This window comes from Arthrobacter sp. 2RAF22 (assembly GCF_052115325.1).
Lineage (GTDB): Bacteria > Actinomycetota > Actinomycetes > Actinomycetales > Micrococcaceae > Arthrobacter.
The window spans coordinates 126,235-151,443 of record NZ_JBFRGL010000007.1 but is presented as its reverse complement, the minus strand read 5'-3'; the positions used below and the strand labels follow the sequence as shown (position 1 = coordinate 151,443).

Genomic DNA, 25,209 nt, shown 5'->3' with positions numbered 1-25,209 from the left:
TTAGTGAGCGGCGATCCTGAGCTTTCCGACGCCGTCGGCGAGGATGCGCCGGGCATCCTCGCCGAGGTGCGAGTCCGTCACGAGTACGTCGGCTTCCTCCAGCTGGGCAATCGATGCAATGCCCACCGTTCCCCACTTGCTGTGGTCCGCCAAGACCACCACGTTGCGTGACGCGCTGATGAACGCCCGGTTGGTTTCGGCTTCCTGCAGGTTCGGCGTGGTGAATCCGGCGTCCGCATCCATGCCGTGGACGCCCAGGAACAACATGTCCAAATGCAGTTGCTTCAGCGCGGCCGTCGCGATGGGACCCACCAGAGCGTCCGACGGCGTGCGCTCGCCGCCCGTCACGATGACCGGGAAAGCCTCCCGCGAACCTGAGGCGTTGTGGAAGAGATCCGCAATCCTGATGGAGTTCGTCACCACGGTGATCCGCGGGCCTTCCAGGAGTACCTTGGCGAGCTCGTAGGTGGTGGTTCCGGCGCTCAAGCCCACGGCCATGCCTTCGTGGACCAGGGTGGCGGCCTCGACGGCGATCGCGTGCTTTTCGTCGACCAGTTGGGTGGATTTCAGCTCAAAGCCGGGCTCGTGGGTCCGGGCATCGCCCGGTATCTTGGCCCCGCCATGGATGCGCTCGACGAGCCCGGACTCCTCAAGCGACTCGATGTCGCGCCGAACAGTCATGGCTGAGACGCCCAGCAGTTGCGCGAGGTCCGAGACGCGGACAACGCGTTCACGCTGGACGGCGTCGACTATGGCGGTGTGGCGGGCTGCCTGAAGCATCGGAGCCTTTCTGGACGGACGGCGGGTGGCTAGGCGGGAGTGGCGACGACGGCGACGCCTCCGGCAGTAAGGTTTAGCGTACCTCCGGTGGGTGTCCCGCCCAGGAGCTCGACGCCGTCGAGCGGCACCTCCACGTCCCGCGCGCTGTGGTTGATGACGAAAGTCCAGTCCTTGGTGCCGTTGCTCCTGCGGACGATTTCCACGTCTTCCGGAGGCTGAACGCCCAGGACCGGTGCCACTCCGGCGTCCGAGCAGAGGAGCTGGACGAGTTCGGCCAGCCCCTCGCGGCCCAAGGTCGTGGCGACGTAGTAGGCGGCACCGCGCCCGGCGGATCCCGCCCGGCGGGTCACCGCTGGCGAGCCGTCGACGCCGGTGCGTGCGCCGCTTGTGTCCGTGCCGCCGTCGAACGTGGCAAGAACCTCCGCCGCGGTTGCCTTCCCCAGCTCGCTCCAGACCGTCCCCGAGCCGAAGCGGCTCAAGCCCACGGCATCGCCTGAGCGCAGGGGGAAGAATTCCTCCATGCTGACGCCCAGCAGTTCGGAAAATGCCCCTGGATAACCGCCGCCGTTGACCGGATCCATCCGGATATGGTCGTTCTCGTCAACGATCCCGGAGAAATACGTGATCACGAGGGTTCCGCCGGCTTGGACATACTCGTGGAGCTTCGCGGCGGCCTCATCGGTGACGAGGTACAGCATGGGCGCGATCACCAGTTTGTAGCCGGAAAGATCGTCGGTGCTTTGCCGGATGTCCGTGGTGATGCCGGCCCGGTAGAGCGCATCGTGCCAGCGCCGCGTTTCCGGGAGGTTCCGCGCGTCTTCGCTGGGATGCGAGTCCAGTTCGGTGCCCCAGCGGGCGTCGGTGTCATGGATGATGCAGGCTTCGGCCTGGACCGTTGAGCCGGCCACCTCCGAAATGCTCTCGAGCGCCCGGCCCAGCTCCACCACTTCGCGCCACACTTTGCTGTCGCGGCCGGCGTGGGGGACCAGTCCGGAGTGGTACTTTTCGGCCCCGGCGCGGGAAGCTCGCCATTGGAAGAACAACACGCCGTCGGTTCCGCGGGCCACGTGCTGCAGGGAATTGCGCAGCATTTCGCCCGGCACTTTGGCCACGTTGCGGGGTTGCCAGTTGACTGCCGAGGTGGAGTGTTCCATGAGGAGCCATGGTTTGCCCTGTGCCCAGCCGCGGGTGAGGTCCGCCGTCATGGCCAGGTCCTGGAAGTTCCGTTCGTCGGCGGCAATCAGATAGTGGTCGTTGGACACCACGTCCATGTGCCCGGACCAGCGCCAATAGTCCACAGGGGCGTTCAGGCCCATGTTGAAGCCCATGAAATTGGTGGTGACGGGGTGCTTCGAATGTGCCCTGATGATGTCTGCCTCCGCGTTGAAGCACTCAAGCAGGGCATCGGAGGAGAACCGCGCGAAATCCAGTTGCTGTGTGGGGTTAACCCACGTTCCCGAACGGCGGGGCGGCAGGATCTCGGCCCAGTCGTAGTAATGCTGGGACCAGAAGGCCGTGCCCCACGCCTCGTTGAGCGCGTCCAGGCTCCCGTACCTGGCCTGGAGCCATTCCTGGAAGCCACGCTCCGCGTGCGGGCCGAAGTCCGGTTGGTTGTGGCAGCCGTACTCGTTGTGGACATGCCACATCACGACGGCGGGGTGACCCGCGTAGCGCTGGACGATCGCCGTCGTCAGGGCTGCTGCGGCCCGGCGATAGTCCGGCGAGCACGCCGCGAAGGCCTGCCGCGAACCGTAGCTTTGCCGGACGCCGTCGGCATCCACCGGGAGCGAATCGGGGTACTTGCGGCTGAACCACGGCGGGGGAGAAGCGCTCGCGTTCGCGAGATCCACGGTGATCCCGTTGGTGTGGAGCAGGTCCAGGATCCTGTCGAGCCAGGCGAACTCGTAGCGGCCTTCTTCGGGCTCCAGAAGGGCCCAACTGAAGATGCCGACACTGACCAGGTTCACTCCGGCTTCCTTCATGAGGGCGACGTCGTGTTTCCAGACCTCTTCGGGCCATTGTTCCGGGTTGTAGTCGCCGCCGAACGCGATCCGGCCGCCCAACTTGTCGACGATGTAATCCATTGCCATGCGTTTTATCCTTTGCTGGAACCGAGCGTGAGGCCGGCCACGAATTGGCGCTGCAGCACGAGGTAGATGATCAGGGTGGGTATCACGGTGATGGTGGCACCGGCCGCCAGGAGGTTGTAGTTGCTGAGGAACTCGCCCTGCAGGTTATTGATGGCCGTAGTGATGGGCAGCCGGTTTCCGCTTTGGATGAAGAGCAGCGGCCAGAAGAAATCGTTGTAGATGAAGATGACTTCCAGGGTTCCGAGCGCCGCGAGGGCGGGTCGGCACAGCGGCAGGATGATGTTCCAGTACTGCCGCCAGATCCCGGCCCCGTCCACCAGTGCGGCTTCCGTCAGGTCGGACGAGAGGGCCTTCATGTAGTTGGAAAGCACGAAGGTGCAAAAACCGATCTGGAACGCAGTGTCCACGGCGATCACCGAGATGTAGGTGTTGAGCAGGTTGCCGGAATCGCTGAAGGAGTACGGCAGCGTGACATGTTTGAACATCTCGAACAACGGAGCCGCCAGGACCTGCGGCGGCAGGAGGTTGCCGGCCGTGAACATGATCAGGAGCGTGACGTTGAACTTCCAGCTCACCCTGGAGACGGCGAATGCCATCATCGAGGCGAAGAACAAGGTCAGGAGCACCGAGGGGACGGTGATGATCACCGAGTTCAGGAGGTATTTCGAGAATCCGCCTTGGGTCCAGGCCGTGATGAAGTTGTCGAAATTGAAAGTGCCGCCAAGGCTGAAGTAGCCGTATTTGTCCGTGTCCGCCTTGGGACGCAAAGCCGTGAACAAGGACCAACCCAGCGGAATAAGCCACATGATGGCCATGACGGTCAGGAAGATGTGGGTCCCGTAGTGGCGTTTGCCGGAGTTCCTGGCGCCCGTGGCTGTTGTACGCGGGATGGGGTTGGCGAGGGTGCTCATGCCTTGCTCTCCTTGCCGAAGGTGCGGATGAGGTAGAAGACGATGGGGATCAGCGAGATGACCAGGAGAATGACCGCGAGGGACGAGCCGACGCCGATCACCTGGCCTTCGCCGATCAGGTTCTGGATCACCAGGGCGCTGATCAATTCAAGGCCGTTGGTCCCTCGGTTGATGACGTACACAATGTCGAAGGCACGGAGCGACTCGATGATCGTGATCACCACGATCACGATGTTCACTGGGCGCATAGCCGGGAAGACGATGCGGAAGAACGTCTGCGCGGCGCTGGCGCCGTCAATCGATGCCGCTTCTCGCAGTGAGGGGTCCACGCCTTTGAGCCCGGCCAAGTACAGGATCATGACGTAGCCCGCGTGGCGCCACGTTGCCGCAACCATGGCCGCCCAGATATTCACGTTCGAATTTCCGAACCAGTCCACGGCTTGTGGTGTGCCCGCCGTGCCCAGGAGGTAGTTCAGCAGTCCGCTGTCCCGGTTGTAGAAAAGCTGCCAGATGATGCCGATGAGGGCCAGCGACAACATGACCGGTGTAAAGAAGATGCTCTGGTAGATCTTGCTGCCGCGGATCTTCTGGTCCAGGAGCACTGCCAGCAGCAGGCCGAGGGGTGTTGCGATCAGGGCCAGGAAGACGAGCCAGAGGACGTTGTGTTGAATAGCGGGCCAGAACGGGGGATAGTCCTGGACCACGTAGTGGTAGTTGTCCGTCCCTGCGGCCTTGATGTCCTTCAGGTCCAGGCCGTTCCAGCGGGTGAAGCTCAGCGCGATGGAGAAGAGCGTGGGCAGCCAGACAAGCAGGAGCTGGATCAGGGTAGGCACGCCCACCATGATGGCGAGGACGAATTTGTCGCGGCGCGTGAGGCGGCGGACCCTGCCTGCTTTGCCGGTCCGCCTGCCGGTGCCGGGCTGGCTCTTGCCGGCCGTGGTTCGCCCGGCAGCACCGGGTTCGCTGTCCGGTGCTGCCGGTTTCTCGGCGGTAGTACTCATGGGGATTCCTTCAGCTACTGGGCTGCGTAAAGGGTCTTGGCCTGCGCTTCAAGGTTCTTGACGTCCACGGTGCCGTCCTTGATGAAGGACTGCAGCGCGGGGATCATCACGTTGTTGGCCATGGCAGGGAGGGCGTCACGGTCCAGGAACTGGCTGATGTACTTGGCGTTGGAGATGGTGTCTGCACACTTCTTGTTCAGCGGGGTGAACTTTGACGTGTCGGCGCCCTTGACGGTGGCGATGTTGGAGCCATCCACGGCTGAATAGGCGTTCTGGCCTTCGGCGGATCCCATGAACGCCAGGAAGTCGTGAGCCGCCTTGTTGTCGCCGCCCTTCTTGGACAGGAGCAATCCGTCGATGGGGGCCTCGACGGCGTCGGTGCCTTCCACCGCGATTTCCGGGAACGGGAAGAAATCGATGTCCGCCAGCACGGCGGGATCCGTGAATTGCTGGGTCACGAACGAACCCAACAGGTACATGCCGGTCTTCTTGGCTTCGAGTGCCTTGGCCGCGTCCTGCCAGGTCTGGCCGAGGGCGTTGGGGTCCTGGAACGGCAGGAGGGCCTTCCAGGTGTCGAAGACGTCGCTGACCTTCTTCTGGTCCCAGCTTTCCTTGTGGGCGGTCAGGTCCACGTGGAACTGGTAGCCGTTGAGGCGCATGTTGATGTAGTCGAAGGTGCCCATGGCCGGCCAGCCGTCCTTGTCCGCGAAGCCGATGGGGATGATGCCGTCGGACTTCATCTTGGTGGCCAAGGTCTTCAGCTCATCGAAGGTCTTGGGGACTGCGTAGCCCTTCTCGGCCCAGAAGCTCTTCCGGTAGAAGAAGCCCCACGGGTAGTTGTAGTTGGGGACCAGGTACATCTTGCCGTCCGGGCCGGTGGAGGCCTTCTTCATGGCGTCGGAGAAGTTGCTGCCGATCGTTGCCCAGACGTCGTCTACGGGAGCCAGGAGGCCCTTGCCCGCGTAGTACTGCATGCGGTAGCCGGCGAACCACGTGAAGGCATCGTCGGGGCTGCCCTGGAGGTAGGAGTTGATCTTGTTCTGGAAGTCGTTGTGCGGGACGACGTTGGTGGCCACCGTGATGCCGGACTTCTTGGTGAAGGCATCGGTGACGGCTTTGTAGGCGGCCTTGGGAACATCGTCCGAGGAACCCGAGCCGAAGGTCAGGCTGTTCGAGGAAGCTCCGGGAGCCGGTCCGGATCCGCCGGTGCAAGCAGCCAGCAGCGGAATGCCGGCGAGCCCAGCAGCGCCTATACCGAGCGTTTTCAGGATGGTGCGGCGTCCAGGGCCGGCGTTGTGGGCCGACTGGAACGGGTCAAGATTCGCTGCCATGTTCTCTCCCTTGAAAGCGTGGTGCTTGTGAGTTATCTCACGTAGAACTCGACTATAACCGCTCAAAAGAGAACATGAAAGAACTAAATATAACATTCTTGCGACGGTGGGTTTTAAGACAAGAACGGCGGTCCTCCCGGGAGAGAACCGCCGCCCTTGCGTGGTGCCTTGGCGCTTTTGTTTGCTTGCAGCAGGGCCTACTTCTTCAGCGACTCGGCGATCTGGGTCATGATGGTCGGATCGGACAGGGTGGTGGCATCGCCCACTTCGCGGCCTTCTGCGACGTCCTTGAGGAGGCGGCGCATGATCTTGCCCGAGCGGGTCTTGGGCAGTTCGGGGACCACGAGGATGTGCTTGGGTTTGGCGATGGGGCCGATCTCCTTGCCCACGTGGTTGCGCAGCTCCAGGACGGTGGCGTCGCCGCTGTTGACGGCGTCCCCGCGCAGGATGACGAACGCGACCACGGCCTGGCCGGTGGTTTCGTCGGAAGCCCCGACGACGGCGGCCTCCGCCACCCACGGGTGGGACACGAGCGCGGATTCGATTTCGGTGGTGGAGAGCCGGTGCCCGGAGACGTTCATGACGTCATCCACCCGGCCCAGGAGCCACACGTCTCCGTCTTCGTCTTTCTTGGCCCCGTCCCCGGCGAAGTACATGCCCTCGAAGCGGGACCAGTAGGTGTCCTTGAACCGTTCCGGGTCCCCCCAGATGCCGCGCAGCATCGCGGGCCAGGGTTCGCGGACCACGAGGTAGCCGCCGTGCCCGTCCGGGACGGATTCGCCGGCCTCGTCCACGACGTCGATCGCGATGCCCGGCAGCGGGACCTGCGCCGAACCCGGCTTGGTCGCCGTCACCCCCGGAAGCGGCGCGATCATCTGCGCGCCGGTCTCGGTCTGCCACCAGGTGTCCACGATCGGGGCAGGGTGTTCCTTCTTTTCCCCGTTCTTCCCGGCGTTGGAGCCGATGACGTCCCGGTACCACATCCAGGCCTCGGGGTTGATGGGCTCACCCACCGAGCCCAGGACCCGGATCGAGGACAGATCGTACTTGCCCGGGATGTCCCGGCCCCACTTCATGAACGTCCGGATCGCCGTGGGGGCGGTGTAGAGGATGGAGACCTTGTACTTCTCCACGATTTCCCACCAGCGGCCCTGGTGCGGGGAATCCGGGGTGCCCTCGTACATGACCTGGGTGGCGCCGTTCACGAGCGGGGCGTAGGCGACGTACGAGTGGCCGGTGACCCATCCGACGTCGGCGGTGCACCAGAACACATCCGTTTCCGGGTGCAGGTCGAAGACCGCCTTGTGCGTGTAGGCGGTCTGGGTCAGGTATCCGCCGGTGGTGTGCAGGATGCCCTTGGGCTTGCCCGTGGTCCCTGAGGTGTACAGGATGAACAGCGGGTGCTCGGCGTCATGCCCGACGGCGGTGTGCTCGCCCGAGGCGGCGCCCACGGTGTCCTCCCACCACTGGTCCCGGCCCTCGTGCCAGTCCACGGGCTGGCCGTTGCGCTTGACCACCACGACGTTCCGGACCGAATGGCCTTCCTTGGACAGGGCCTGGTCCACGGCGGGCTTGAGCGGGCTGGGCTTCCCGCGGCGGTAGGTGCCGTCGGCGGTGACCACGAGCTTGGCCTCGGCGTCATCGATCCTCGAGCGCAGCGCATCTGCGGAGAAGCCGCCGAAGACCACCGAGTGCACGGCCCCGATCCGGGCACAGGCCAGCATGGTGATGACGGCTTCGGGGATCATGGGCAGGTACACGGCCACCCGGTCGCCCTTGGCCACACCGAGCGACTCGAAGGCGTTGGCGGCCTTCTTGACCTCTTCGGTCAGCTGCGCGTAGGTGTAGGAGCGGGTGTCGCCCGGTTCGCCTTCGAAATGGATGGCCACCCGGTCCCCGAGCCCGTTCTCCACGTGCCGGTCCAGGGCGTTGTACGCGGCATTGACCTTGCCGCCGACGAACCACTTCGCGAACGGCGGGTTGGACCAGTCCAGGGCTTCGGTGAAGTCCGTGTCCCAGTCCAGCAGTTCCCGGGCCTGCCTGGCCCAGAACGCGGGACGGTCCGCATTGGCTTCCGCATAGACTTCGGCGCCGACTACCGCGTTGGCCGCGAACTCAGGGGTGGGCGCGAACTTCCGGTTTTCGTGAAGAAGGTTTTCGAGGGCGTCGCCGTTGCCTGCCCCGTCGGATCCGGGTGCAGCGGTGGTCGTCGATCCATTGGCGTCCTGGGACATGTGAACCTCATCATTCATCGATCTCTGCCGCGCGGTTGTCCCGTGTCGGGGCCGCCCCACGCGCCAATCGTGCACGGCGTTGGGCTGCGGCGCCTCACGGGATTCCGCAAAGAGCTTTTCCGGAACCCACCTTAGCGTTTTGAGCCGACAACAAGTGTCTGCGGTCACAATCCGGACCGTGAGCGGCCGGTGATTCGCGCCGAACGGTGCTGAAGGCTTTCGCTTGGCTCCCAAGGCGGGGAATATTACGGCGTGGCGTGCCTGCCTCCGCGCCGATGCCAACTAGTGGACTGTCAGATGCGTGGCATAGGCTGAAGAGGTCTCGAGACGCGAGAACTTGCCGCCCGGTCCGGCCCGGAAATTACTGGGTGCAGCCTTGGGCGGCGGCGTCCGGAACACCGCCGTACTAAGGAGATTTGCACATGAACCAGACGAGCCAAGGTCCGAAATACGGTGCACTCGCGCCCGGGTCGGCCCCCGAAGCAGCAGCTGGATCCGGGGCGCCAGAGCCCGGCAGCGTGACCTCCCCGAAGTACCAGGCCGTGCTGGGTCCGTTCACTATCCGGGACCTGACCGTTTTCGGCTCCACCTTGGTGATGTTTGTGGGGTCCCTCCTGCCGATGTTTGGCGGGCGCTATAACTTGTGGAACCTCGACAACCTTTTCTTCCTGGCACTCGGGATCATTCTTCCCCTCGTCGTTACCGCCTTGTTCGTTGCCCGGCGCCTGCAGCCGGGGAACATCGTGAGGATCGGTTCCCTTTCGACTGACCAGTTCGCTTCCGTCGTGGCGTCGTTCGCCCTGACCCTGTTCTTCCTGTCCGCAGCAGGCGCGTTTACCGTCTTCGTGCTCGTCGGACTTATCGGCTCTCTAGGTCTTCTGGCCGCGACGGTCCTGGCTCCCCACTTGCCGTTCCTCCGCGACGATTTCCAGGACCGTGCAGAACAGCCAGCTCACGTTGTGGCCCGGGAATCGACCGTTCCAACCCGCAAGCCTGCGGTGCCGAAGCCGGCCAAGCCCAAGCCGGAGCCTGCCAGCACGGCACCGGCCAGCTTGGCAGCAGAGGAGATCCCCGCCGCTGCCGCGCCGGCACCTGCCACAGCCGCGCCTGTCGCTGCCCCGGAAACGGCCGCTCCTGCGGCCACCAACGAACCTGTCCCTGAACCCGCAGCCACCGAAGCCGCCGCCGTCGCGCCTGCCGGGCCGGCCGCCGTCGTACCCGCCGAGACTGCAGTTGCCGACCGCGGGCGGGAGGTGTACGCGCCGACGCCCGAGGAGCCCAAGCACCTGCCTACTGCCACCATGGCTACGCCCATTGTCGGCGGTCCGGAGGCAGGCTCGGGACCCGCCACCCAGCACATCGGCACGGTCGATCAGCACCGGGTTCACGAGCCCATCGGCGCCACCGTCGATCCAGCCACGCGAACGGACGAATCCGGCCACGCCTCCGGGTACGAGGCATTCTGGTTCGCCGTGGCCCATCCCCGCGTCGTTGTCGACGAGCACACCGGCATGCCCGCCTTCACCATCGAACCGGGCGCGTGGGTCCTGGCCCTCGAAGACCGCGGCGCGGAATTCCTCGTGCAGGATACTGACGGCAGTGTGGGCGTCCTGCGCGATCTCAGCCACATCGAACGCGGCTAGCCCGGCCCGCCGTGGACACCGTCGTCGAAACCCCGCTGGCTTTGAAGCGGCGTGCGCGCAAGATCAACAAGGCGCTTGCTGAGCTCTATCCCTACGCCCACGCTGAGCTTGATTTCCGGAATCCGTTCGAGTTGGTCGTGGCCACGGTGCTGTCCGCCCAGACTACCGATGTGCTGGTCAACCAGGTCACCAAGATCCTGTTCGCACGCTATCCGGATGCCCGGAGCATGGCCGAGGCCGAGCTTGCCGAGCTGGAGGCGATCCTGCAGCCCACCGGCTTCTTCCGTGCCAAGGCAAAGAACGTCCTGGCGCTCAGCACGCGTTTGGTGGACGAGTTCGACGGCGAGGTTCCCGGCCGGCTGGAAGACCTGGTGACACTGCCCGGCGTCGGGCGCAAAACGGCGAATGTGGTACTTGGCAACGCGTTCGGTGTCCCGGGAATCACCGTAGACACGCATTTTGGCAGGCTCGCGCGCAGGTTTGGCTGGACGACGTCCGAGGACCCGGTGAAGATCGAGTTCGATGTCGCCGAGCTGTTCGAGCCCAAGGACTGGACCATGCTGTCCCACCGCGTTGTTTTCCACGGCCGCAGGGTTTGCCACGCGCGCAGGCCGGCGTGCGGAGCGTGTGCAGTGGCCAACTGGTGCCCGAGTTACGGTGAAGGCGAAAAGGATCCCGTCAAAGCAGCCAAGTTGCTCAAATACGAACTGGCGCCCGGCAACGAAGCGCTTCTCGCACAGTTGCTTGCCGAGACCCACCGCGCGGCGGAGATTCGCATGGAATCGCAAAGGAGGCCGGCATGACGGCGCTCGAGGATCTCGTCAGCCTCATCACCAGGATCGATTCGGGCCTCCATCCCGGCCCTGATCCACGGATTGCCGCTGCAACCGTCGATCCGGACAAGGCACGGAAAGCGGCCGTGCTCATGCTCTTCGGCGTCTTGGACGACGTCCCCGCCCAATCCGGGAAACCAGTGGCCCCCGCGGACTTGGACGTCTTGCTGCTGGAGCGCGCCCACACCCTGGACGACCATCCCGGGCAGGTGGCGTTCCCAGGCGGCAGCATCGATCCCGGGGATGAGTCAGCCGTCGCGGCAGCCCTCCGGGAAGCGGTGGAGGAGACAGGCCTGGACAGCGGTGGCGTCCAGGTGCTGGGTGTCATGCCGGAACTCGGCCTGATCCGCAGCAATTTTGTGGTCACGCCGGTCTTGGCGTGGTGGGCGTCGCCGTCGCCCGTGAGGGTGGTGGACTACGCCGAATCCGCCCAGGTGTTTCGCGTACCGGTGCGTGATCTCCTGGATCCCGACAATCGATACACCGGGACGCTCACGAGGCTCGGCCGGACTTTCTCGAGCCCGGTCTTCCAAGTCAACGGGCTCGTGGTCTGGGGTTTCACCGGGATGGTGCTCAGCGGTTTGTTCGACGCTTTGGGCTGGACGGTTCCGTGGGACACGGAGCGCGTGCTTGAGATCGAGATCTAGCCTCTAGCAATGTGCCTTGCGCAGGCAGACCGCTCGCCCGCCACTGGCTCCGGCTATGCCGCGCGCCGGACGGTTTTTGAGCGATCCACGACGATGCCCGTGGCGGCATTTTCGCGCACGGCGTTGATGCCGTCCACTACGGCTTTCAGGTGTTTGAACCGTGGCGATTCCGCCACCAAGGTTCCATCGGCGGCCGTCAACCGAAACCGGTAGCCGTCTTCGCCGTCTTTGAGAATTTCGAATCGTCCAGCCATTTTGCTGTTCCCCCTTGGATACTGCCCGCACAGTGACTTGCGCAGTGAGTGCGTCTTTGCACTGTGGCGCCCCTCACGTCGAACGCCACAAGACGAGACTATCGAGAAGGAAGGGGCGTGCTGAAGTTACTTTGGGGTACATTACTTGCCCGGGTCATGCCGGGTTCGTTTCCGCCATATGACTCGCTTTCGGGGCCGCCGGCGGTTATGGTTCCGGGCTTCAAAAGATCAGTGCGCGCCGTGGTGCCGGCACCGGATATTCGGCGATTGCCATCCGGAACTCTTCCTCCGCGCTGAGTCGCCGCCGGACCTCCATCGATTCCAGCCTCTGGGCATCTTCCGCGTCGACGCCGGGGTTTTTCGCCAGTTCCCTGATCCATTCGCCGGCCACGACAGCGTCATGTTGCTCACCCAACAACCGCTGCAGGGCGATCGCCGGTTGGATCACGCCCGAAGCGTGATGGCTGAAGGCGTCTGCAACTGCCTCCAGTGAGTAACGGAGGCACTTGACGTCTTTGCGCGCCTGGTGGAGTGCGGCGTTACGGACCTCCGGGTCGTTGCTGCCTGCCTGCTCCGCGAGGCTGTGCTGCAACCGCTCCCACCGGCCTTGGAGGCGCTCCGCGAGGTCCGCCGTCGGGTGCTTGTATTCCCTTGCGGTGGGCACTTCCAACAGGGCTGCCCTTGCGGCCCGCACCGTGCGTTTGCTGCGCTTGTGCCCACCCAGGGCAGCGGCCAGCCGGGCGCTGGACGCTTCCAGTTCCTCCACGGCCTGGCGCACGGTCCCGGGGTTTTTCCACGAGTCCTTGGTGTCCAGGGACAGCCGTATCCTTTGCGCCAGGACATAAGCGTCCCTGGACTCGCCGAGCGAAGTTGCGAGCCAACTGACTTCCTCGCGGGCGGTCCGGGGGAGTTTGGGAATCATGCCGCGATAACAGCTAAGCACTGAACGGAGCCGGCGAAGGGCGAGCCTGGCGTTGTGTACGGCTTCCGGATCGGCCGCTGCAACCAGCGGCAATTGTCCTTCCAGAGCGGTCAGTTGGAAGGCGATGTATGCAGCCAGCGGTGCGTGGCCTTTGTGTCCCACGGGGCAATCGTCCTCTGCTGTCGGGCGCGGGGCAATAGCGCCGATTACTTCGCTTTGTCGTAGGAATCGACGACGGCGACGCTCACCGGAAATTCCACCGGAACCCGCCCGAACAGCAGTTCCTTCGCTGCGGCTGCGGCCTCTTCGATGGCCTTGATGCACGCTTCCACCGACTCTGCAGGCGCGTGGACCATGACTTCGTCGTGCAGGAAGAACACGAGTTCCCCGGCAGGCAGGCCGTCGGCACGCGCGGTGCGCAACCGCCGTCGAAGTTCGGCAAGCCAGCACGACGCCCAGTCCGCCGCGGAACCCTGCACCACGAAGTTCCGCGTGAAACGGCCCCGCGAGCGGGCGATGCTGTCCGCACGCCGCTGTTCTTCCGCCGTCGTGGATTGTTGGCTGCGGATCCAGCGTTCCGACGGCGGCGGGCTGCTGCGCCCCAACCTTGAGGTCACGGTGCGGCCGCCTTCGCCGTCGCGGGCTGCCTGTTCCACGAAGCCGACTGCCCGGGGATAGGTCCGGGTCAACTGTGGCATGAGGCGCCCGGATTCGCCCGTGGTGGCACCGTAAATTGCGCCCAGCAGGGCGATCTTGGCCTTCGAACGGTCGCCGCCGAAACCCTGCGCGGCGATACCGGCGTACAAGTCCTTGTCCCGGGCAGCCTCGGCCATCTTCGAATCCTGCGCGAGCGCCACCAGAACCCGGGGTTCGAGCTGGGAGGCGTCCGCGACGATCAATTTGTGCCCCGGGTCGGCATGCACCGCGCCCCGGATCTGGCGGGGGATCTGCAACGCCCCGCCTCCCCTGGACGCCCAACGACCGGAAACCACGCCCCCCACCACGTACTCGGGGCGGAACCGCCCGTCGCTCACCCACGCGTCCAGCCACGACCAGCCGTTGGCAGCGAACAAACGGGAGAGCTTCTTGTACTCCAGCAGTGGCTCGATGGCAGGATGCTTCGATTCCTTGAGTTCCCACTGGCGGGTGGTTTTTACTTCGATCCCGTTCCGATGGAGTGCACGCATGAGGTCCTGGGGTGAATCCGGATTCAGCTTCGGAGAGTGGAGAATCCCGCGAAGCTCGTTGCAGAGAGCTTCGAGCCTGGCCGGCCGATGGCCGGCGGGTGGGCGGGGACCCAAGTGGCCTTCCAGGATTTCTTCGTGCAGCGCCTCCTGCCACGGCACACCCGTGAACTGCATTTCGGCGGCGATCATGGCACCGGCGGATTCCGCAGCCAGCAGCAGTTTCAATCGGTGCTGCCGGCCTTCTTCCTTGGAAGCCTGGCCGAGCGCATGTTGCTGGGCCGCGAATTCGGCCCGGATCTCGTCCAGGCTTGGCTGGGTGCTGCGCGGGACCAAGTCGTCGAACAGCGCGTCCTGCTCGGCGGGCGGCGGGGGAGGCTGGAGGACCCGCGGCGGAACCGGCATTTCGTCGTCTTGCGTGAGCTTTTCCGCGCTGCGGGCATAGTCCGTGTGGGCCGTGAACTCAGAATGCACCAGAATGGCGCGGCAGAGTGTGAGGTCGTGGCAACGCTCCAATTCCACCCCGGCCTGGAGCATCGCCGGGTACCAATCCTGCGTCCGGTTCCAGACCCAGCGCGGACGGCTCTTCTCCAACCCGCTGACGACGACGGCGAGATCCGCCTTTCGGACCGCGCGTGGCTCCGCCACGGCTACTCCGGCAGCGTTGATTTCCTGAATGGCTGCGCCGTCTGGATGGGCGGCGAGCAGCAGGTACATGCTGACAATTCTGCCCTGTGATTCCGTGGAAGCTTGCACTTTGCGGACAGTTGCCGTCCGCAAGCTTGTGGCCTGGTGCAGTGTTTGGGGGCGATGCTGTCCGGGGTGCAGTGTCCGGGGCGATGCAGTCCGCACGCGGACCCGTCCCCCACAGGGGTCGTTGTGGGTGCTTTGTCCACATACGCCGATACGGGCCTTCAATGCCCGTGGTGAAACGGAAAGAGTGGCTTCATGAGCGGGCAACATCTTGAGCGGAACCACAGACCCGGCGGAAGCCGGGCTGCCGCTGACGGCGCGCGCGGTTCGACGGTGCTTCAACGTGGCCACCCCCTTCCCGGAAGATCCGGTCCACGGTCCGGGACGAAGCCAGATCGGGACTCCGGGGAGCCGTGGCTTCCCGCCAGTTCCGGCGATGTCCTTCTGGTGACGGGGAACGTCCGGCTACAAGCCGAAACCGAAAGGATCGCGGCCGCTGTCGGTGCCAGTCTCCGGACAACGATGGATCTATCGGCAGCCTTCCCCATGTGGGATACGGCGAGGATGGTGCTTCTTGGCAGCGATATCCGCGACCTTCCGCCCCGTCGTCGTGCACCTTCCGTCTTGCTGGGCCTCAACGGTGAAGGGGACTCGTTGTGGCATTTGGGAGCGGCCCTGGGGGCCGAACGTGTGGCCGTGTTGCCGGAAGCCGCAGCCTGGCTGGCGGAGCACCTCGGTAGCTCGGATGATCCAGACCCCGGAGGGTTGGTGCTCGGCGTGACAGGAGGATGCGGCGGTGCGGGTGCGTCCACGGCTGCGGTCTGGCTGGCGCAGGAAGCGGCCGTCCACGGAATCCGGACGCTGCTGGTTGATGGCGATTCGCGCGGAGGAGGCCTTGAGCTTTGCCTGGCAGCTGAAGATGCGCCAGGACTGCGCTGGCCCGATCTCGCCGATGCCAGCGGCAGCATCGGTACCGGGCAGCTAAGCGACTCATTGCCGATCGCCGGCGGATTCTCCTTCCTGTCCTGGCCGGGCAGCCGCGACCGCCCTCTGGATGTGGAGCCCGGGGCCGTCGCGGCCGTCCTTGATGCGGCGAGGCGGGGATATGAGCTGATCATTGTCGACATCGGCCGCGGAACGGAGTCGCTTGGCAGCTTTGCCTGGGACTGCGACAGGATTCTTCTCCTGGCACCGGCCCAACTCCGCGCAGCCGTCGCCGCGGCCAGGCTTCTCCAGGAGCTGCCGCCGGTGGACACAGCCTTGGTGGTCCGTGGAAATGCCGGTGCTGCCCTGGACGGACCGCTCATAGCCGAGTCACTGGGACTGCCCCTTCATGGCTTGCTCCCCGAGCTCCGCGGCACCGGCGCGGCCGCTGAGCTCGGACGCCTTCTGGAATTCGGCAAGCGCAAGGCCGTGCGTCGCTTTGCGGAATCCGTACTTCAACTACTCGACGACGGCGCAGTATGAGTGCCCCTGGGTTTCCAAACGGCGAGCGCCGTCGCAACACGCGTCTCCTCGACGCCGCACTCCTTGAAAGCGTCCGGGAAACCGTCATGGCCGACGCCGGTCCAGTGACTCCGTCACGCGTGGCAGCGGCCGTCCATGCCACGGGCAGGCTACTCGGGACCGCGGGGGCGCTCGCCGCCGTCGAATCCATCAGCGCCGAACTGAGCGGACTTGGACCTCTCCAACAGCTCGCCCGCGATGCCTCAGTGACGGACATCTTCGTGAATGGCCCGGACTCGGTGTGGTTCGACCGCGGCAAGGGGCTGGAGCGGGCGCAGGTGCACTTCGACGGCGAACCTCAAATCCGTGCCTTGGCCTCCCGGCTCGTGGCGGCCGGTGGACGCCGTTTGGACGACAGCTCGCCGTGCGTCGATGTCCGCCTGGACGGCGGATACCGGGTGCACGCAGTGTTGCCTCCGATTTCCACTGCCGGAACTTTGTTGTCCGTTCGGATTCGGCGCGAGGAGGTTTTCTCGATCGACGAGTTGCGTGCGGGAGGCATGTTCGGGGCACCGGTCCAGCAGGTGTTGCAGGCCATGGTTGATCGCAGGCTGAGCTTCCTGATCAGCGGTGCCACCGGTTCCGGAAAGACCACATTGCTGTCCACGATGCTCGGCTTGAGCAGCCCGCATGATCGGCTCGTCCTGATTGAGGACGCCTCGGAGCTGAACCCGGTGCACCCGCACGTGGTTTCCCTTGAGTCCAGGCACGGGAACCTTGAAGGCGGTGGCGCTCTCGATCTTGGCGAACTCGTTCGGCAAGCACTGCGGATGCGGCCGGACCGGTTGATCGTGGGTGAGTGCCGGGGCGCAGAAGTCCGTGAGCTGTTGACGGCACTCAATACCGGCCACACGGGTGGCGGTGGCACAATCCACGCAAACACCGCCTCCGCGGTCCCGGCCAGGCTGGTGGCGTTGGGTGCGCTCGCAGGCTTGAGCCGGGAAGCCGTTCAACTGCAGCTTTCAACGGCATTGGACGCAGTGGTCCACGTCGAGCGGACGCCGGCCGGCAGAAGAGTTTCCTGCATTGGATTGTTGGCGGTGGGCGCGTCCGCCCCATCGATCGTGCCTGCCGTGGAAATGCCGGCGGGTGTTGCTGTCCCTGGTCCCGCTTGGGGGGACCTCGCAGATCGCCTTGAACTGGACCCTGGGCTCCTGCCCGGGCCCCTGCCCGGCTCGCAACGACCGATCTCGCGCCCGGATCACCTTGGAGCTGTCGCGTGAGCGGATTCCTCATTCTCGTCCTGGCGGCCGCTGCATGGGTTTTCTTCCAACCGTCCCGGCGACTTGGCAAACGGGTAGTGCGTGCCCTGCCTCGTGCTCCCTTGCATGGGGCTGGCGCTGGCGCTGGGGCTGGGGCTGTGGCAGGGGCCGGGGCCGGGGCAGGCGCTGGGGCACGCGTGCCGGTGCGGCGCTCCCGCGCGGACGCATTGCCGCTCACGATACTCGTACAGCAGTTGGCCGCCCTCCTCCGGGGCGGCCGTTCGACGTCGCGCCTCTGGGAGGAACTCTGGATTGTGCATGGACCCAGGGATCACCGCATTCGTTCGGTCGACTCGGAGGACCGCAAAGTGCGAGCTAAGGCCCTGGCATTACCCAAGGTGTCGGATGGGTCTCTTCAGGTTCTCGCAGCGGCGCGGGCGGCATCGATGAACGGGGCCTCGGTCGCCGAAGCCATCAGATCGTCGGCAGCGAAGAATCTTAGGGGGAGGAGTCCGCTGGAACATCGAATCTGGGGAGAACTTGCCGCCTGCCTGGACGTCGCGGAGGCGAGTGGTTGTCCATTAGCCGACGTGCTGACCAGATTCGCCTCCCAGCTTGAGGCCGAGGACGACGCCGGCGATGCCCGGCAGACTGCCTTGGCCGGCCCGAAAGCCACTGTGCGCCTTCTGACATGGCTGCCGGTGTTCGGCTTGGGGCTGGGCATGATGCTTGGGGTGGATCCGTTGGGGGTCCTGTTGGCCAACGGCTTGGGATTGGCGGCGCTCGCGGCCGGGGGTGTCCTGACTGTCACCGGCAGAATCTGGTCATCCCGGTTGGTGCACGTCGCGGCGGGCGTTGACTGATGGGCTCGGCATTCGCAGCCATCGCAGTGTCCCTCGTGCTGGTCTTTGCGGCAATTCTCGGGCTGGCCTATCAAGGACGAACCCGGCGGCGCTCAATCCTCCGGACACTTCGCGGCCCACTCGGAAGCAACGGCCCGATGAACAACACCAGCCGGGGCGAGGCGGCGGGCACTCTCCGGAATCCCGATGGGCAGGGAGGCTTGCGCAATGTGCCCATGATCCTTGAGTTGGTGGCCGCCATGCTCGACTCCGGGGCGGGCCTCGGACGGTCCCTTGAGTTGATCGCCGGATGCGCGTCCCCGCAGCTTAGCCGCTCCCTGAAGGCGGTGGTTGCTGCCCTCGATATCGGAACGGACTGGGAGACGGCATGGCGGAGTGCGGGCCAGCAGTGCGCTGAAGCGCGCAAGCTCAAGGATGCGCTCGCCTTCGCCGCCCTGACCGGCGCACCATCCTCGGCGATCCTCTTTGCCCAGGCAGCTCGACTGCGGCGTGAAAAGTTCAGGGTGGCGGAAAAGCGCGCTGCCGCGCTCGGAGTGAAACTCGTGATTCCACTGGGTCTGTGTTCCTTGCCGGCCTTCATCTGTCTTGGTGTGGTCCCGGTGCTGTTGGCCATGCTTCCGTCCGGGGGATAGCTGGCGGCCCCGCCCGGGGGGATTGCTGGCGGCCCCGCCAGGGGCGGCGCCCGAGTCCCTCGCAAGCCAGTTTCCCTCCACAGGAACGTTCAGAAGCGAGTTTTCCACTTAGGAGATTTGGGGCCTTTCGAAGCCCACATGCCAACGGAAGAGTCGAAGTAGAGCCGGCGGCCAAGCCGGCCCCGCAGAAAGGAACCGAAATGAACGCAACCGTCGATACCGCCCAGGCGCCGCAGGACGTCCATGCCCCCCGGGCTGCCCTGGCACTCGCCCAGGCATCTCCTCCTCGGCCGGAGGCCGAGGTCCTCGAATTGTTCCCGGGCGCACAGGGAAGCAGGCCCGTTCGGCTGCCAACCCACCCGCATTCCACCGCCGAAGCAGGCCGTGCGCGGCCGAGCGACGGTTCTGCCGTTCCGAGACGGTCGAAGGTGCGGCTCATGGGATCCGAGCTTGGGATGGCGACGGCCGAATATGCCATCGCAACCCTTGCCGCCGTGGGCTTCGCCGGACTCTTGGTGGTCATCCTTCGCAGCGAGGAAGTACGTGGCTTCCTCCTCAACCTCATTCGTAGCGCGCTCTCCCTGCCATGACACCGCGGTGGGGTTCAAAGCGCCATGCCGGGAATTCGATCCGTCAGTTGGCATTGGTTTGGGGGCTCGCCGTAAAGCTAGCCCGGGCGGCTGGCGTTATGCGGCAGCGGACTCCTTCGATCAGACGGCCTCCTTCGACGGAGAAGCTAGATGGCACGCGCAAGCACCGTAGGCGAGATGCTTTCCTTGCGAGGGGCCGTGGCGCCGTCACCGCTGAATTCGCCGTGGCACTACCCTCTGTCCTGCTTCTCTTGGCCCTGCTTCTCGCGGGATCGGCCGCAGGGATTACACAGCTTCGCTTGGAAGAGGCGGCCAGGGCGGGTGCCAGGGCCCTCGCCCGGGGAGACGGCCATTCAACCGTCGACGGCATCGTTCGGATGCTGGCAGGCGATGCTGCCTCGGCCGTCATTGCCGAAGACGGCGAATGGATCAAGGTCACAGTCTCCGCCCGGGTCGTCGGCCCGTTGGGCTCCTTTGTCCCATGGAGGCTTTCGGCGACGGCATCGGCGAGGGGAGAGGCCCCGCAGTCGTCGGCGGCCACCGTTCCGTTCCTCACTGCCCGGGACGGGGTTGTGGATTTCAGGGGTGCTGTGACGATGGCAGGGCTCCAAACCGCTGTGGAAGAGGTCGCGGCGTGAGGGCAGGTAGCGCCCGCGCCGGCGACGGGGGTCCGGTTGCTGAAAACGGTTCGGGAACCATCCGCGCTAGCGGTGACGCTCGGGTTGCTGAAAACGGTTCGGGAACCATCCGCGCCAGCGATAGTTGCGGCGAGACTGCGCGCGGCGTGAGGGCAGGTAGCGCCCGCGTCGGCGACGGGGTTCGGGTTGCTGAAAACGGTTCTGGAACCATCCTGGCTGTTGCTCTGGGCCTCGTTGTCATGGCCTGCTTGGCGGCGGCGCTGACCCTGGCCCAAGCCATGGCGATGGCCCACCGCGCAGCGTCTGCCGCCGATCTCGCGGCGCTCGCAGGAGCCGACGCGGCCCGCGGCCTGACAACCGGAGATCCTTGTTTGCTCGCCAGCGAAACGGCCGCGCAGCATGGAGCTTCGTTGACGGCGTGCACGGTGGGCGTAGGCGGGATCGTGGAAGTCCGCACTGAGCTGGACCGCGGCGCAGTCTTCGGGACCGCGACCGGCAGAGCCCGGGCCGGTCCGCCGCCCTAGAACCGCCGCCCTAGAACCGCCGCCCTAGAACAGCGCCCTAGAACCGCCGCCCTAAATCGTGCGCCTAGGACGCGTCGCGCAGCAGCACGTCGATCAGGGTGACCGCTGCGTCCTTGTCGAGCGGATTGTTCTTGTTGCCGCATTTGGGGGACTGGACGCAGGAAGGGCAGCCGGTGTCACACTCGCAGGCTTTGATGGCGTCCCTTGTGGCGGTCAACCACACTTTGGCTTTTTCGAAGCCGCGCTCGGCAAATCCGGCACCGCCTGGATGGCCGTCGTACACAAAGATCGTGGGAACTCCGGTGTCGGCGTGGAGCGCTGTTGAGACTCCACCAATATCCCAACGATCACTTGAAGCGACCAGCGGCAGAAGCCCGATGGCGGCATGCTCGGCGGCGTGAAGGGCACCCGGGAACTGGGCCTCGACAAGGCCTGCGCTAGTCAGCGAACGGTTGTGGACCACAAACCATACCGCCTTGGTGAAAAGATCCCTGGCCCCGAGTTCCAGCGGTTCTTCCCCCAAAACCTCGTTGGAAATCAGTGCCTTACGTTGGAAGGAGACTACCTGTGTTGTTACTTTCACTTCGCCGAAGTGAACCGCGATGTCCCCCCATTCCATGGTCCGGAGAGTCTGCAGGACCTCGATCTGCGTCACGTCCCGTGCCGTGGTGTAGTAGTCCGGGTTGGTTCGACGAACCACCACGCAATGGTCCTCTTCGTTCAGTTCCTCGACCAAGTAGCTGTCGCCTTGGTGCACATAGATCGCGCCCGTATGCGCCTGGTAGTGCGTCTGTGGCGAGTCCATGGTGCCTAACAGGGAGCCAGTCTCGGAGTCCACGATGCTTACGGGGCCGCCGCCATCTGCGCGGAGGTTTACCATGGCCGCGGCGCTCTCGGGATGGGTCCAGAACCAGCCCGCGGCCCGTTTCCGCAGGTACCCCTGTTGCACCAACTGATTCAGCAGGGATTCGGACGTCGACCCGAACAGCTCAAGTTCAGCCACACCGATCGGGAGCTCGGCCGCTGCCGCGCACAGATGGGGGCCGAGCACGTAGGGGTTTCCGGGATCGAAGACGGTGGCCTCGACCGACACGTCAAAGATCGCCTCCGGATGGTTGACGAGGTATGTGTCCAAAGGATCGTCGCTGGCCACGAACGCGGCAATAGCGTTTTGGCCTGCCCGGCCGGCCCGTCCGATCTGTTGGAACAGGGAAGCCCTCGTCCCGGGCCAGCCGGCTACCAGCACGGCGTCCAGCCCGGAAATGTCGATACCCAATTCCAATGCCGACGTGCTGGACACCCCAAGCAGCTCACCGGAACGCAAAGCCTTTTCCAAAGCCCGTCTCTCCTCGGGGAGATAGCCGGAGCGGTACGCAGCAACCCGCTGGGGCAGGCTGGGATCCACTTCGTCGAGGAGGCGCTTGGTGATAGACGAAATTGTCTCCGCGCCGCGCCTGGACTTGATGAAGGCGATGGTCCGCACACGGGAGGACACGAGGTTGGCCAGCAGGTCCGCGGTCTCGGCGACGGCGGTCCTGCGGGATTTTGCCCCGTTTTCGCCCTTCAGCTCGGTCAGGGCAGGTTCCCAGAATGCCACCGTCGTGGAGCCATGAGGTGAACAGTCCTCGGAAATTTCGCGGACGGGGGTGCCGATGAGCCGGGCGAAGGATGTGCCCGGGTCCGACGCAGTCGCCGACGCCGCAATGAACACCGGTTCAGGAAAGGAGGTGCCGGCACCGTAGTAGGCACAGATTCGCCGGAGCCTCCGCATGAGGTTGGCGACGTGGGACCCGAACACCCCGCGGTAGCTATGGGCCTCGTCCACGATGACGTACCGGAGCCTGCGGAAGAAGCGGGCCCACCACATGTGGTTGGGCAGGATCCCGAAGTGCAACATGTCGGGGTTTGCGAGGATGAAGTTGGCATGATCACGGATCCAGCGGCGCTGGGACTGCTCGGTGTCGCCGTCGTAGGTTTCAGCCCGGACCGTGGGGAGCTTGAGCGCGCGGATCGCTGCCAACTGGTCGGCTGCAAGTGCCTTGGTGGGGGAGAGATACAGGGTGACGGCACCGTTGTCGTGGATCTTGCCCGGCTCTGACTGCACCCGCAACTCTGAACGATGGATGGCGTCGAGGGCAGGCAGCTGGTAGGCGAGCGACTTTCCGGAGGCGGTCCCGGTGGCAATGACGACGTTTTGGCCGGAGTGGGCGAGCTCGGCTGCTTCGATCTGGTGCCGGTACGGTTCGTGGATGCCCAAGGATCCGTAAGCGGCAACCACATCGGGGTGGGCCCAGCCCGGCCACGCCTCGTGGACCGCCTGGCGAGCTGGAATGGTGCGGACATGTCGCAACTGCTCCGGGTCCGGGCTCCTGCCCAGAAGGGAGATCATCGATTCAGTTGCGTTCACGTGAACATTCTGTCATTGCGCCGGAAACCGACCGGCGCCGAACCTCGGCTACGCCACAGACAGGTCAGTCTCGTCGACCGATTTGGTGGACATCATGAGCACCTGGCACACGTGCTTCCAGCCAAGGTGGGAGTAGAGATGCTGTCCGTCCAAGGAAGCGAGGAGCAGGCCGCTTTCAACATCGTATTGAAATGCCTGCGCGGCGAGGGCTTTCATGATGAAACTGCCCAGTCCCCGGCGCTGGTAGTTGGGCTCGGTGACGATTTTGTCGAACACCGCTGTCTGCTTGACTACGTATACCTGTCCGCTGGCCGCCACCTCTTCGCCGGCATGGACCACGGCGTAGTGGACGCCCTTGCTTTCGGAAGTGGTGAGCTTGAGGTCGTCATCCGAGAGCCACGGATCCTCGGCATCTTGCGTCCCCATGTCCACGATCATCATGGTCTGGGAATCGGAGGTGACGTTCAAGCCGTTCTCGCGAGCCAATTGGGTGTAGCGTCCTGCGTCGTTCGTGAGGATCGTCAAAATGCGGGTGTCCGCCTGGGCGGTCTTGGCGGCCAGTTCGGCGAACTCGTCATCCGAGGGGTCGTAGGCAAAGTATTCCCAGTCGCCGGTTTTGTCTGCACGCAGGGCTGCCGGGAACCGGCCTTCCTTTCGCGTTTCGTAACTCCGGGACCCGGCCCAGCCAGCCACCCAGACGTCGAGCAGCTCAGCGATGTCTTCAACCAAGGCTTCGTGACTCATGTAGAGAGACTATGCCAGCGGTCTGGGAATCAACAGGGGCCGTCAGTAACAGCTCCATTAACACTTAGAGTGACCGAACGGCGGCCCGACTCATGGGTTTGGGGCCAGCAAGTACCCTTAAATACGTGGCTTTAAACAGAATTGTGCTCTTCTATGGCTTTACTCCGATCGCTGACCCGGACGCCGTGCGGCTCTGGCAGCGCGCCCTGTGCGAGAAGCTCGGCCTGACCGGGCGGATCCTTATTTCGCGGGACGGCATCAACGCCACAGTTGGTGGGGAACTGAACAACGTCAAGCAGTACGTGAAGACCACCAAGGAATACAAGGGCTTCCACGATATCGACTTCAAATGGTCCGAAGGCGGCGCCGACGACTTTCCGAGGCTCAGCGTCAAGGTTCGCGATGAGATCGTGTCCTTCGGCGCCCCCGGTGAACTGAAGGTGGACGAGAACGGCGTCGTCGGCGGTGGCACCCACCTTCAGCCCGAAGAGCTCCACGCACTGCTGGAGGAAAAGAAGGCTTCAGGGCAGGACGTGAAGTTCTTCGATGGACGGAACGCCTTCGAAGCCCAGATCGGCAAATTCAAGGACGCGATCGTTCCCGACGTCGCCACCACACACGACTTCATCAAGGAACTCGACTCGGGAAAATACGACGATCTCAAGGACCAGCCCGTAGTCACGTACTGCACAGGCGGAATCCGGTGCGAAGTCCTTTCCAGCCTGATGGTGAACCGCGGCTTCAAGGAGGTTTACCAACTCGACGGCGGGATTGTCCGCTACGGCGAGACCTACAAGGACCAGGGCTTGTGGGAAGGTTCCTTGTACGTTTTCGACAAGCGCATGCACATGGAATTCAGTGAGGATGCCAAGACCATTGGCCAATGCGTCCGCTGCCAGGCGCCCACCAACAAGTTTGAAAACTGCTCCAATTTGAGCTGCCGCAACCTCACGCTGTATTGCGCCGAATGTGCCTCGAGCCCGGAAACGCTGCGTTGCCCGGAAGGCTGCGCGGCCTAGCCCCGGTCATCAGATCCGGCTCACCCCGGTACGCGAAGTTTGCCTGCGCATTTGCGGTGATCGTGATGCCCAGGACGGCGTCTGTCTCCAGTTGCAGGACCTTGACCCTCGTGGTGCCGCAGCGCAGCATTACCTCGATGAGGACTTCGCTCCCGTTCCGCACAGTGAATTCGGTGCTGCGGGTACCTCGGCACGCCAGAGTCACTGCATACGTTCCCCCAGGAAGCTGGGTGGTCTCTTCGTCGCGGGACTCTCCAGCGGACAGCAGGTCGAAGCTGCTGTAAAAGGACAGCCCGTTCACGTCTGGAAGCACGTCTTGCGCCCAAGCCTTCAGCGCATCGCCCGTGACGGTCTGTCCAAGGGCCGGGTCGCGGGTCAACACCGGATCCGTGATCACCGCCGACGGCGGACTGCTCGCCGCGGCACGGCCGTCCTCGTAGGTGTATTCGCACGAGGCCAAAGTGCCGCACGCGAGCACACCACAAAGCACGACGGCGGGAATCGCCGGCGGCGTCGTCGCAACCTTCAGGGCGCGTGCCCACCCCATAGTCCGACTCTACG

The 25,209-nt window shown here is 64.6% G+C and carries 23 protein-coding genes; 11 read left to right on the top strand and 12 right to left on the bottom strand.

Going from position 1 to position 25,209, the window contains the following annotated elements:
- The 6 genes from AB4068_RS08300 to acs all read right to left on the bottom strand — a co-directional run bounded on the left by AB4068_RS08300 (position 1) and on the right by acs (position 8,347).
- Positions 1–780 (bottom strand): DeoR/GlpR family DNA-binding transcription regulator, encoded by a 780-nt coding sequence (locus tag AB4068_RS08300; RefSeq protein ID WP_284990340.1) that lies wholly within the window; start codon positions 778–780, stop codon positions 1–3.
- A gap of 29 nt (positions 781–809) precedes the next feature.
- Complete coding sequence (locus tag AB4068_RS08295) at positions 810–2,870, bottom strand: beta-galactosidase (protein ID WP_441433128.1); 2,061 nt, start codon at positions 2,868–2,870, stop codon at positions 810–812.
- 5 nt (positions 2,871–2,875) lie between these two features.
- A complete protein-coding gene (locus AB4068_RS08290) occupies positions 2,876–3,781 on the bottom strand; it encodes a carbohydrate ABC transporter permease (RefSeq protein ID WP_059389492.1) in 906 nt (301 codons plus the stop codon).
- Positions 3,778–4,782, bottom strand: coding sequence for a carbohydrate ABC transporter permease (locus AB4068_RS08285; RefSeq protein ID WP_059389493.1), 1,005 nt, complete (start codon positions 4,780–4,782; stop codon positions 3,778–3,780). The genes AB4068_RS08290 and AB4068_RS08285 overlap by 4 nt, the downstream gene beginning before the upstream one ends.
- Positions 4,783–4,796: 14 nt before the next feature.
- Positions 4,797–6,113, bottom strand: a complete 1,317-nt coding sequence (locus AB4068_RS08280) for an ABC transporter substrate-binding protein (protein ID WP_306959257.1) — start codon at positions 6,111–6,113, stop codon at positions 4,797–4,799.
- A 197-nt stretch (positions 6,114–6,310) separates the two neighbouring features.
- Entirely contained in the window at positions 6,311–8,347 is a 2,037-nt protein-coding gene (acs, locus tag AB4068_RS08275) for an acetate--CoA ligase (protein WP_441433127.1), read from the bottom strand.
- Between the two features lie 422 nt (positions 8,348–8,769).
- Here acs and AB4068_RS08270 point away from each other — a divergent pair, with 422 nt between their 5' ends.
- From AB4068_RS08270 to AB4068_RS08260, 3 genes are read left to right on the top strand one after another with little or no spacing between them, the layout of a single operon-like run.
- Complete coding sequence (locus tag AB4068_RS08270) at positions 8,770–9,990, top strand: hypothetical protein (RefSeq protein WP_441433126.1); 1,221 nt, start codon at positions 8,770–8,772, stop codon at positions 9,988–9,990.
- Positions 9,991–10,001: 11 nt separating this feature from the next.
- Entirely contained in the window at positions 10,002–10,793 is a 792-nt protein-coding gene (gene nth, locus AB4068_RS08265; RefSeq protein ID WP_284990347.1) for an endonuclease III, read from the top strand.
- Positions 10,790–11,470: an NUDIX hydrolase gene (locus AB4068_RS08260; RefSeq protein WP_059389496.1), complete on the top strand. Its 681-nt coding sequence runs from the start codon at positions 10,790–10,792 to the stop codon at positions 11,468–11,470. Before nth ends, AB4068_RS08260 begins: the two co-directional genes overlap by 4 nt.
- A gap of 53 nt (positions 11,471–11,523) precedes the next feature.
- On the opposite strand, the gene AB4068_RS08255 is transcribed toward AB4068_RS08260, so the two are convergent.
- The 3 genes from AB4068_RS08255 to AB4068_RS08245 all read right to left on the bottom strand — a co-directional run bounded on the left by AB4068_RS08255 (position 11,524) and on the right by AB4068_RS08245 (position 14,547).
- Positions 11,524–11,724, bottom strand: a complete 201-nt coding sequence (locus AB4068_RS08255; RefSeq protein ID WP_084784587.1) for a YegP family protein — start codon at positions 11,722–11,724, stop codon at positions 11,524–11,526.
- Between the two features lie 220 nt (positions 11,725–11,944).
- Complete coding sequence (locus tag AB4068_RS08250; RefSeq protein ID WP_441433125.1) at positions 11,945–12,808, bottom strand: CHAD domain-containing protein; 864 nt, start codon at positions 12,806–12,808, stop codon at positions 11,945–11,947.
- A 44-nt stretch (positions 12,809–12,852) separates the two neighbouring features.
- Positions 12,853–14,547: a bifunctional 3'-5' exonuclease/DNA polymerase gene (locus tag AB4068_RS08245; protein ID WP_441433124.1), complete on the bottom strand. Its 1,695-nt coding sequence runs from the start codon at positions 14,545–14,547 to the stop codon at positions 12,853–12,855.
- Between the two features lie 309 nt (positions 14,548–14,856).
- On the opposite strand from AB4068_RS08245, the gene ssd reads away from it, so the two are divergent.
- The 7 genes from ssd to AB4068_RS08210 all read left to right on the top strand — a co-directional run bounded on the left by ssd (position 14,857) and on the right by AB4068_RS08210 (position 20,478).
- A complete protein-coding gene (ssd, locus tag AB4068_RS08240; protein WP_441433146.1) occupies positions 14,857–15,990 on the top strand; it encodes a septum site-determining protein Ssd in 1,134 nt (377 codons plus the stop codon).
- Positions 15,987–17,252 (top strand): TadA family conjugal transfer-associated ATPase, encoded by a 1,266-nt coding sequence (locus tag AB4068_RS08235; protein ID WP_441433123.1) that lies wholly within the window; start codon positions 15,987–15,989, stop codon positions 17,250–17,252. The genes ssd and AB4068_RS08235 overlap by 4 nt, the downstream gene beginning before the upstream one ends.
- Positions 17,253–17,428: 176 nt before the next feature.
- The gene (locus AB4068_RS08230; protein ID WP_370872163.1) at positions 17,429–18,094 is read left to right on the top strand and encodes a hypothetical protein; all 666 of its coding nucleotides are present in this window, start codon (positions 17,429–17,431) and stop codon (positions 18,092–18,094) included.
- Positions 18,094–18,726, top strand: a complete 633-nt coding sequence (locus tag AB4068_RS08225) for a type II secretion system F family protein (protein WP_306959241.1) — start codon at positions 18,094–18,096, stop codon at positions 18,724–18,726. Before AB4068_RS08230 ends, AB4068_RS08225 begins: the two co-directional genes overlap by 1 nt.
- A 200-nt stretch (positions 18,727–18,926) precedes the next feature.
- A complete protein-coding gene (locus AB4068_RS08220; RefSeq protein ID WP_306959239.1) occupies positions 18,927–19,316 on the top strand; it encodes a DUF4244 domain-containing protein in 390 nt (129 codons plus the stop codon).
- 119 nt (positions 19,317–19,435) lie between these two features.
- Complete coding sequence (locus tag AB4068_RS08215; protein ID WP_370872164.1) at positions 19,436–19,954, top strand: TadE family type IV pilus minor pilin; 519 nt, start codon at positions 19,436–19,438, stop codon at positions 19,952–19,954.
- Entirely contained in the window at positions 19,951–20,478 is a 528-nt protein-coding gene (locus AB4068_RS08210; RefSeq protein WP_441433122.1) for an Rv3654c family TadE-like protein, read from the top strand. The genes AB4068_RS08215 and AB4068_RS08210 overlap by 4 nt, the downstream gene beginning before the upstream one ends.
- A 64-nt stretch (positions 20,479–20,542) precedes the next feature.
- Here the strand turns inward: AB4068_RS08210 and AB4068_RS08205 are convergent, their stop codons facing one another.
- The gene (locus AB4068_RS08205; protein WP_441433145.1) at positions 20,543–22,867 is read right to left on the bottom strand and encodes a DEAD/DEAH box helicase; all 2,325 of its coding nucleotides are present in this window, start codon (positions 22,865–22,867) and stop codon (positions 20,543–20,545) included.
- A 66-nt stretch (positions 22,868–22,933) separates the two neighbouring features.
- Entirely contained in the window at positions 22,934–23,629 is a 696-nt protein-coding gene (locus AB4068_RS08200; RefSeq protein ID WP_059389501.1) for a GNAT family N-acetyltransferase, read from the bottom strand.
- A gap of 125 nt (positions 23,630–23,754) precedes the next feature.
- Here AB4068_RS08200 and trhO point away from each other — a divergent pair, with 125 nt between their 5' ends.
- Positions 23,755–24,648: an oxygen-dependent tRNA uridine(34) hydroxylase TrhO gene (gene trhO / locus AB4068_RS08195; protein ID WP_059389502.1), complete on the top strand. Its 894-nt coding sequence runs from the start codon at positions 23,755–23,757 to the stop codon at positions 24,646–24,648.
- Here trhO and AB4068_RS08190 read toward each other — a convergent pair.
- The gene (locus AB4068_RS08190) at positions 24,578–25,195 is read right to left on the bottom strand and encodes a hypothetical protein (protein ID WP_441433121.1); all 618 of its coding nucleotides are present in this window, start codon (positions 25,193–25,195) and stop codon (positions 24,578–24,580) included. The genes trhO and AB4068_RS08190 overlap by 71 nt on opposite strands.
- Between the last annotated feature and the right edge of the window lie 14 nt (positions 25,196–25,209).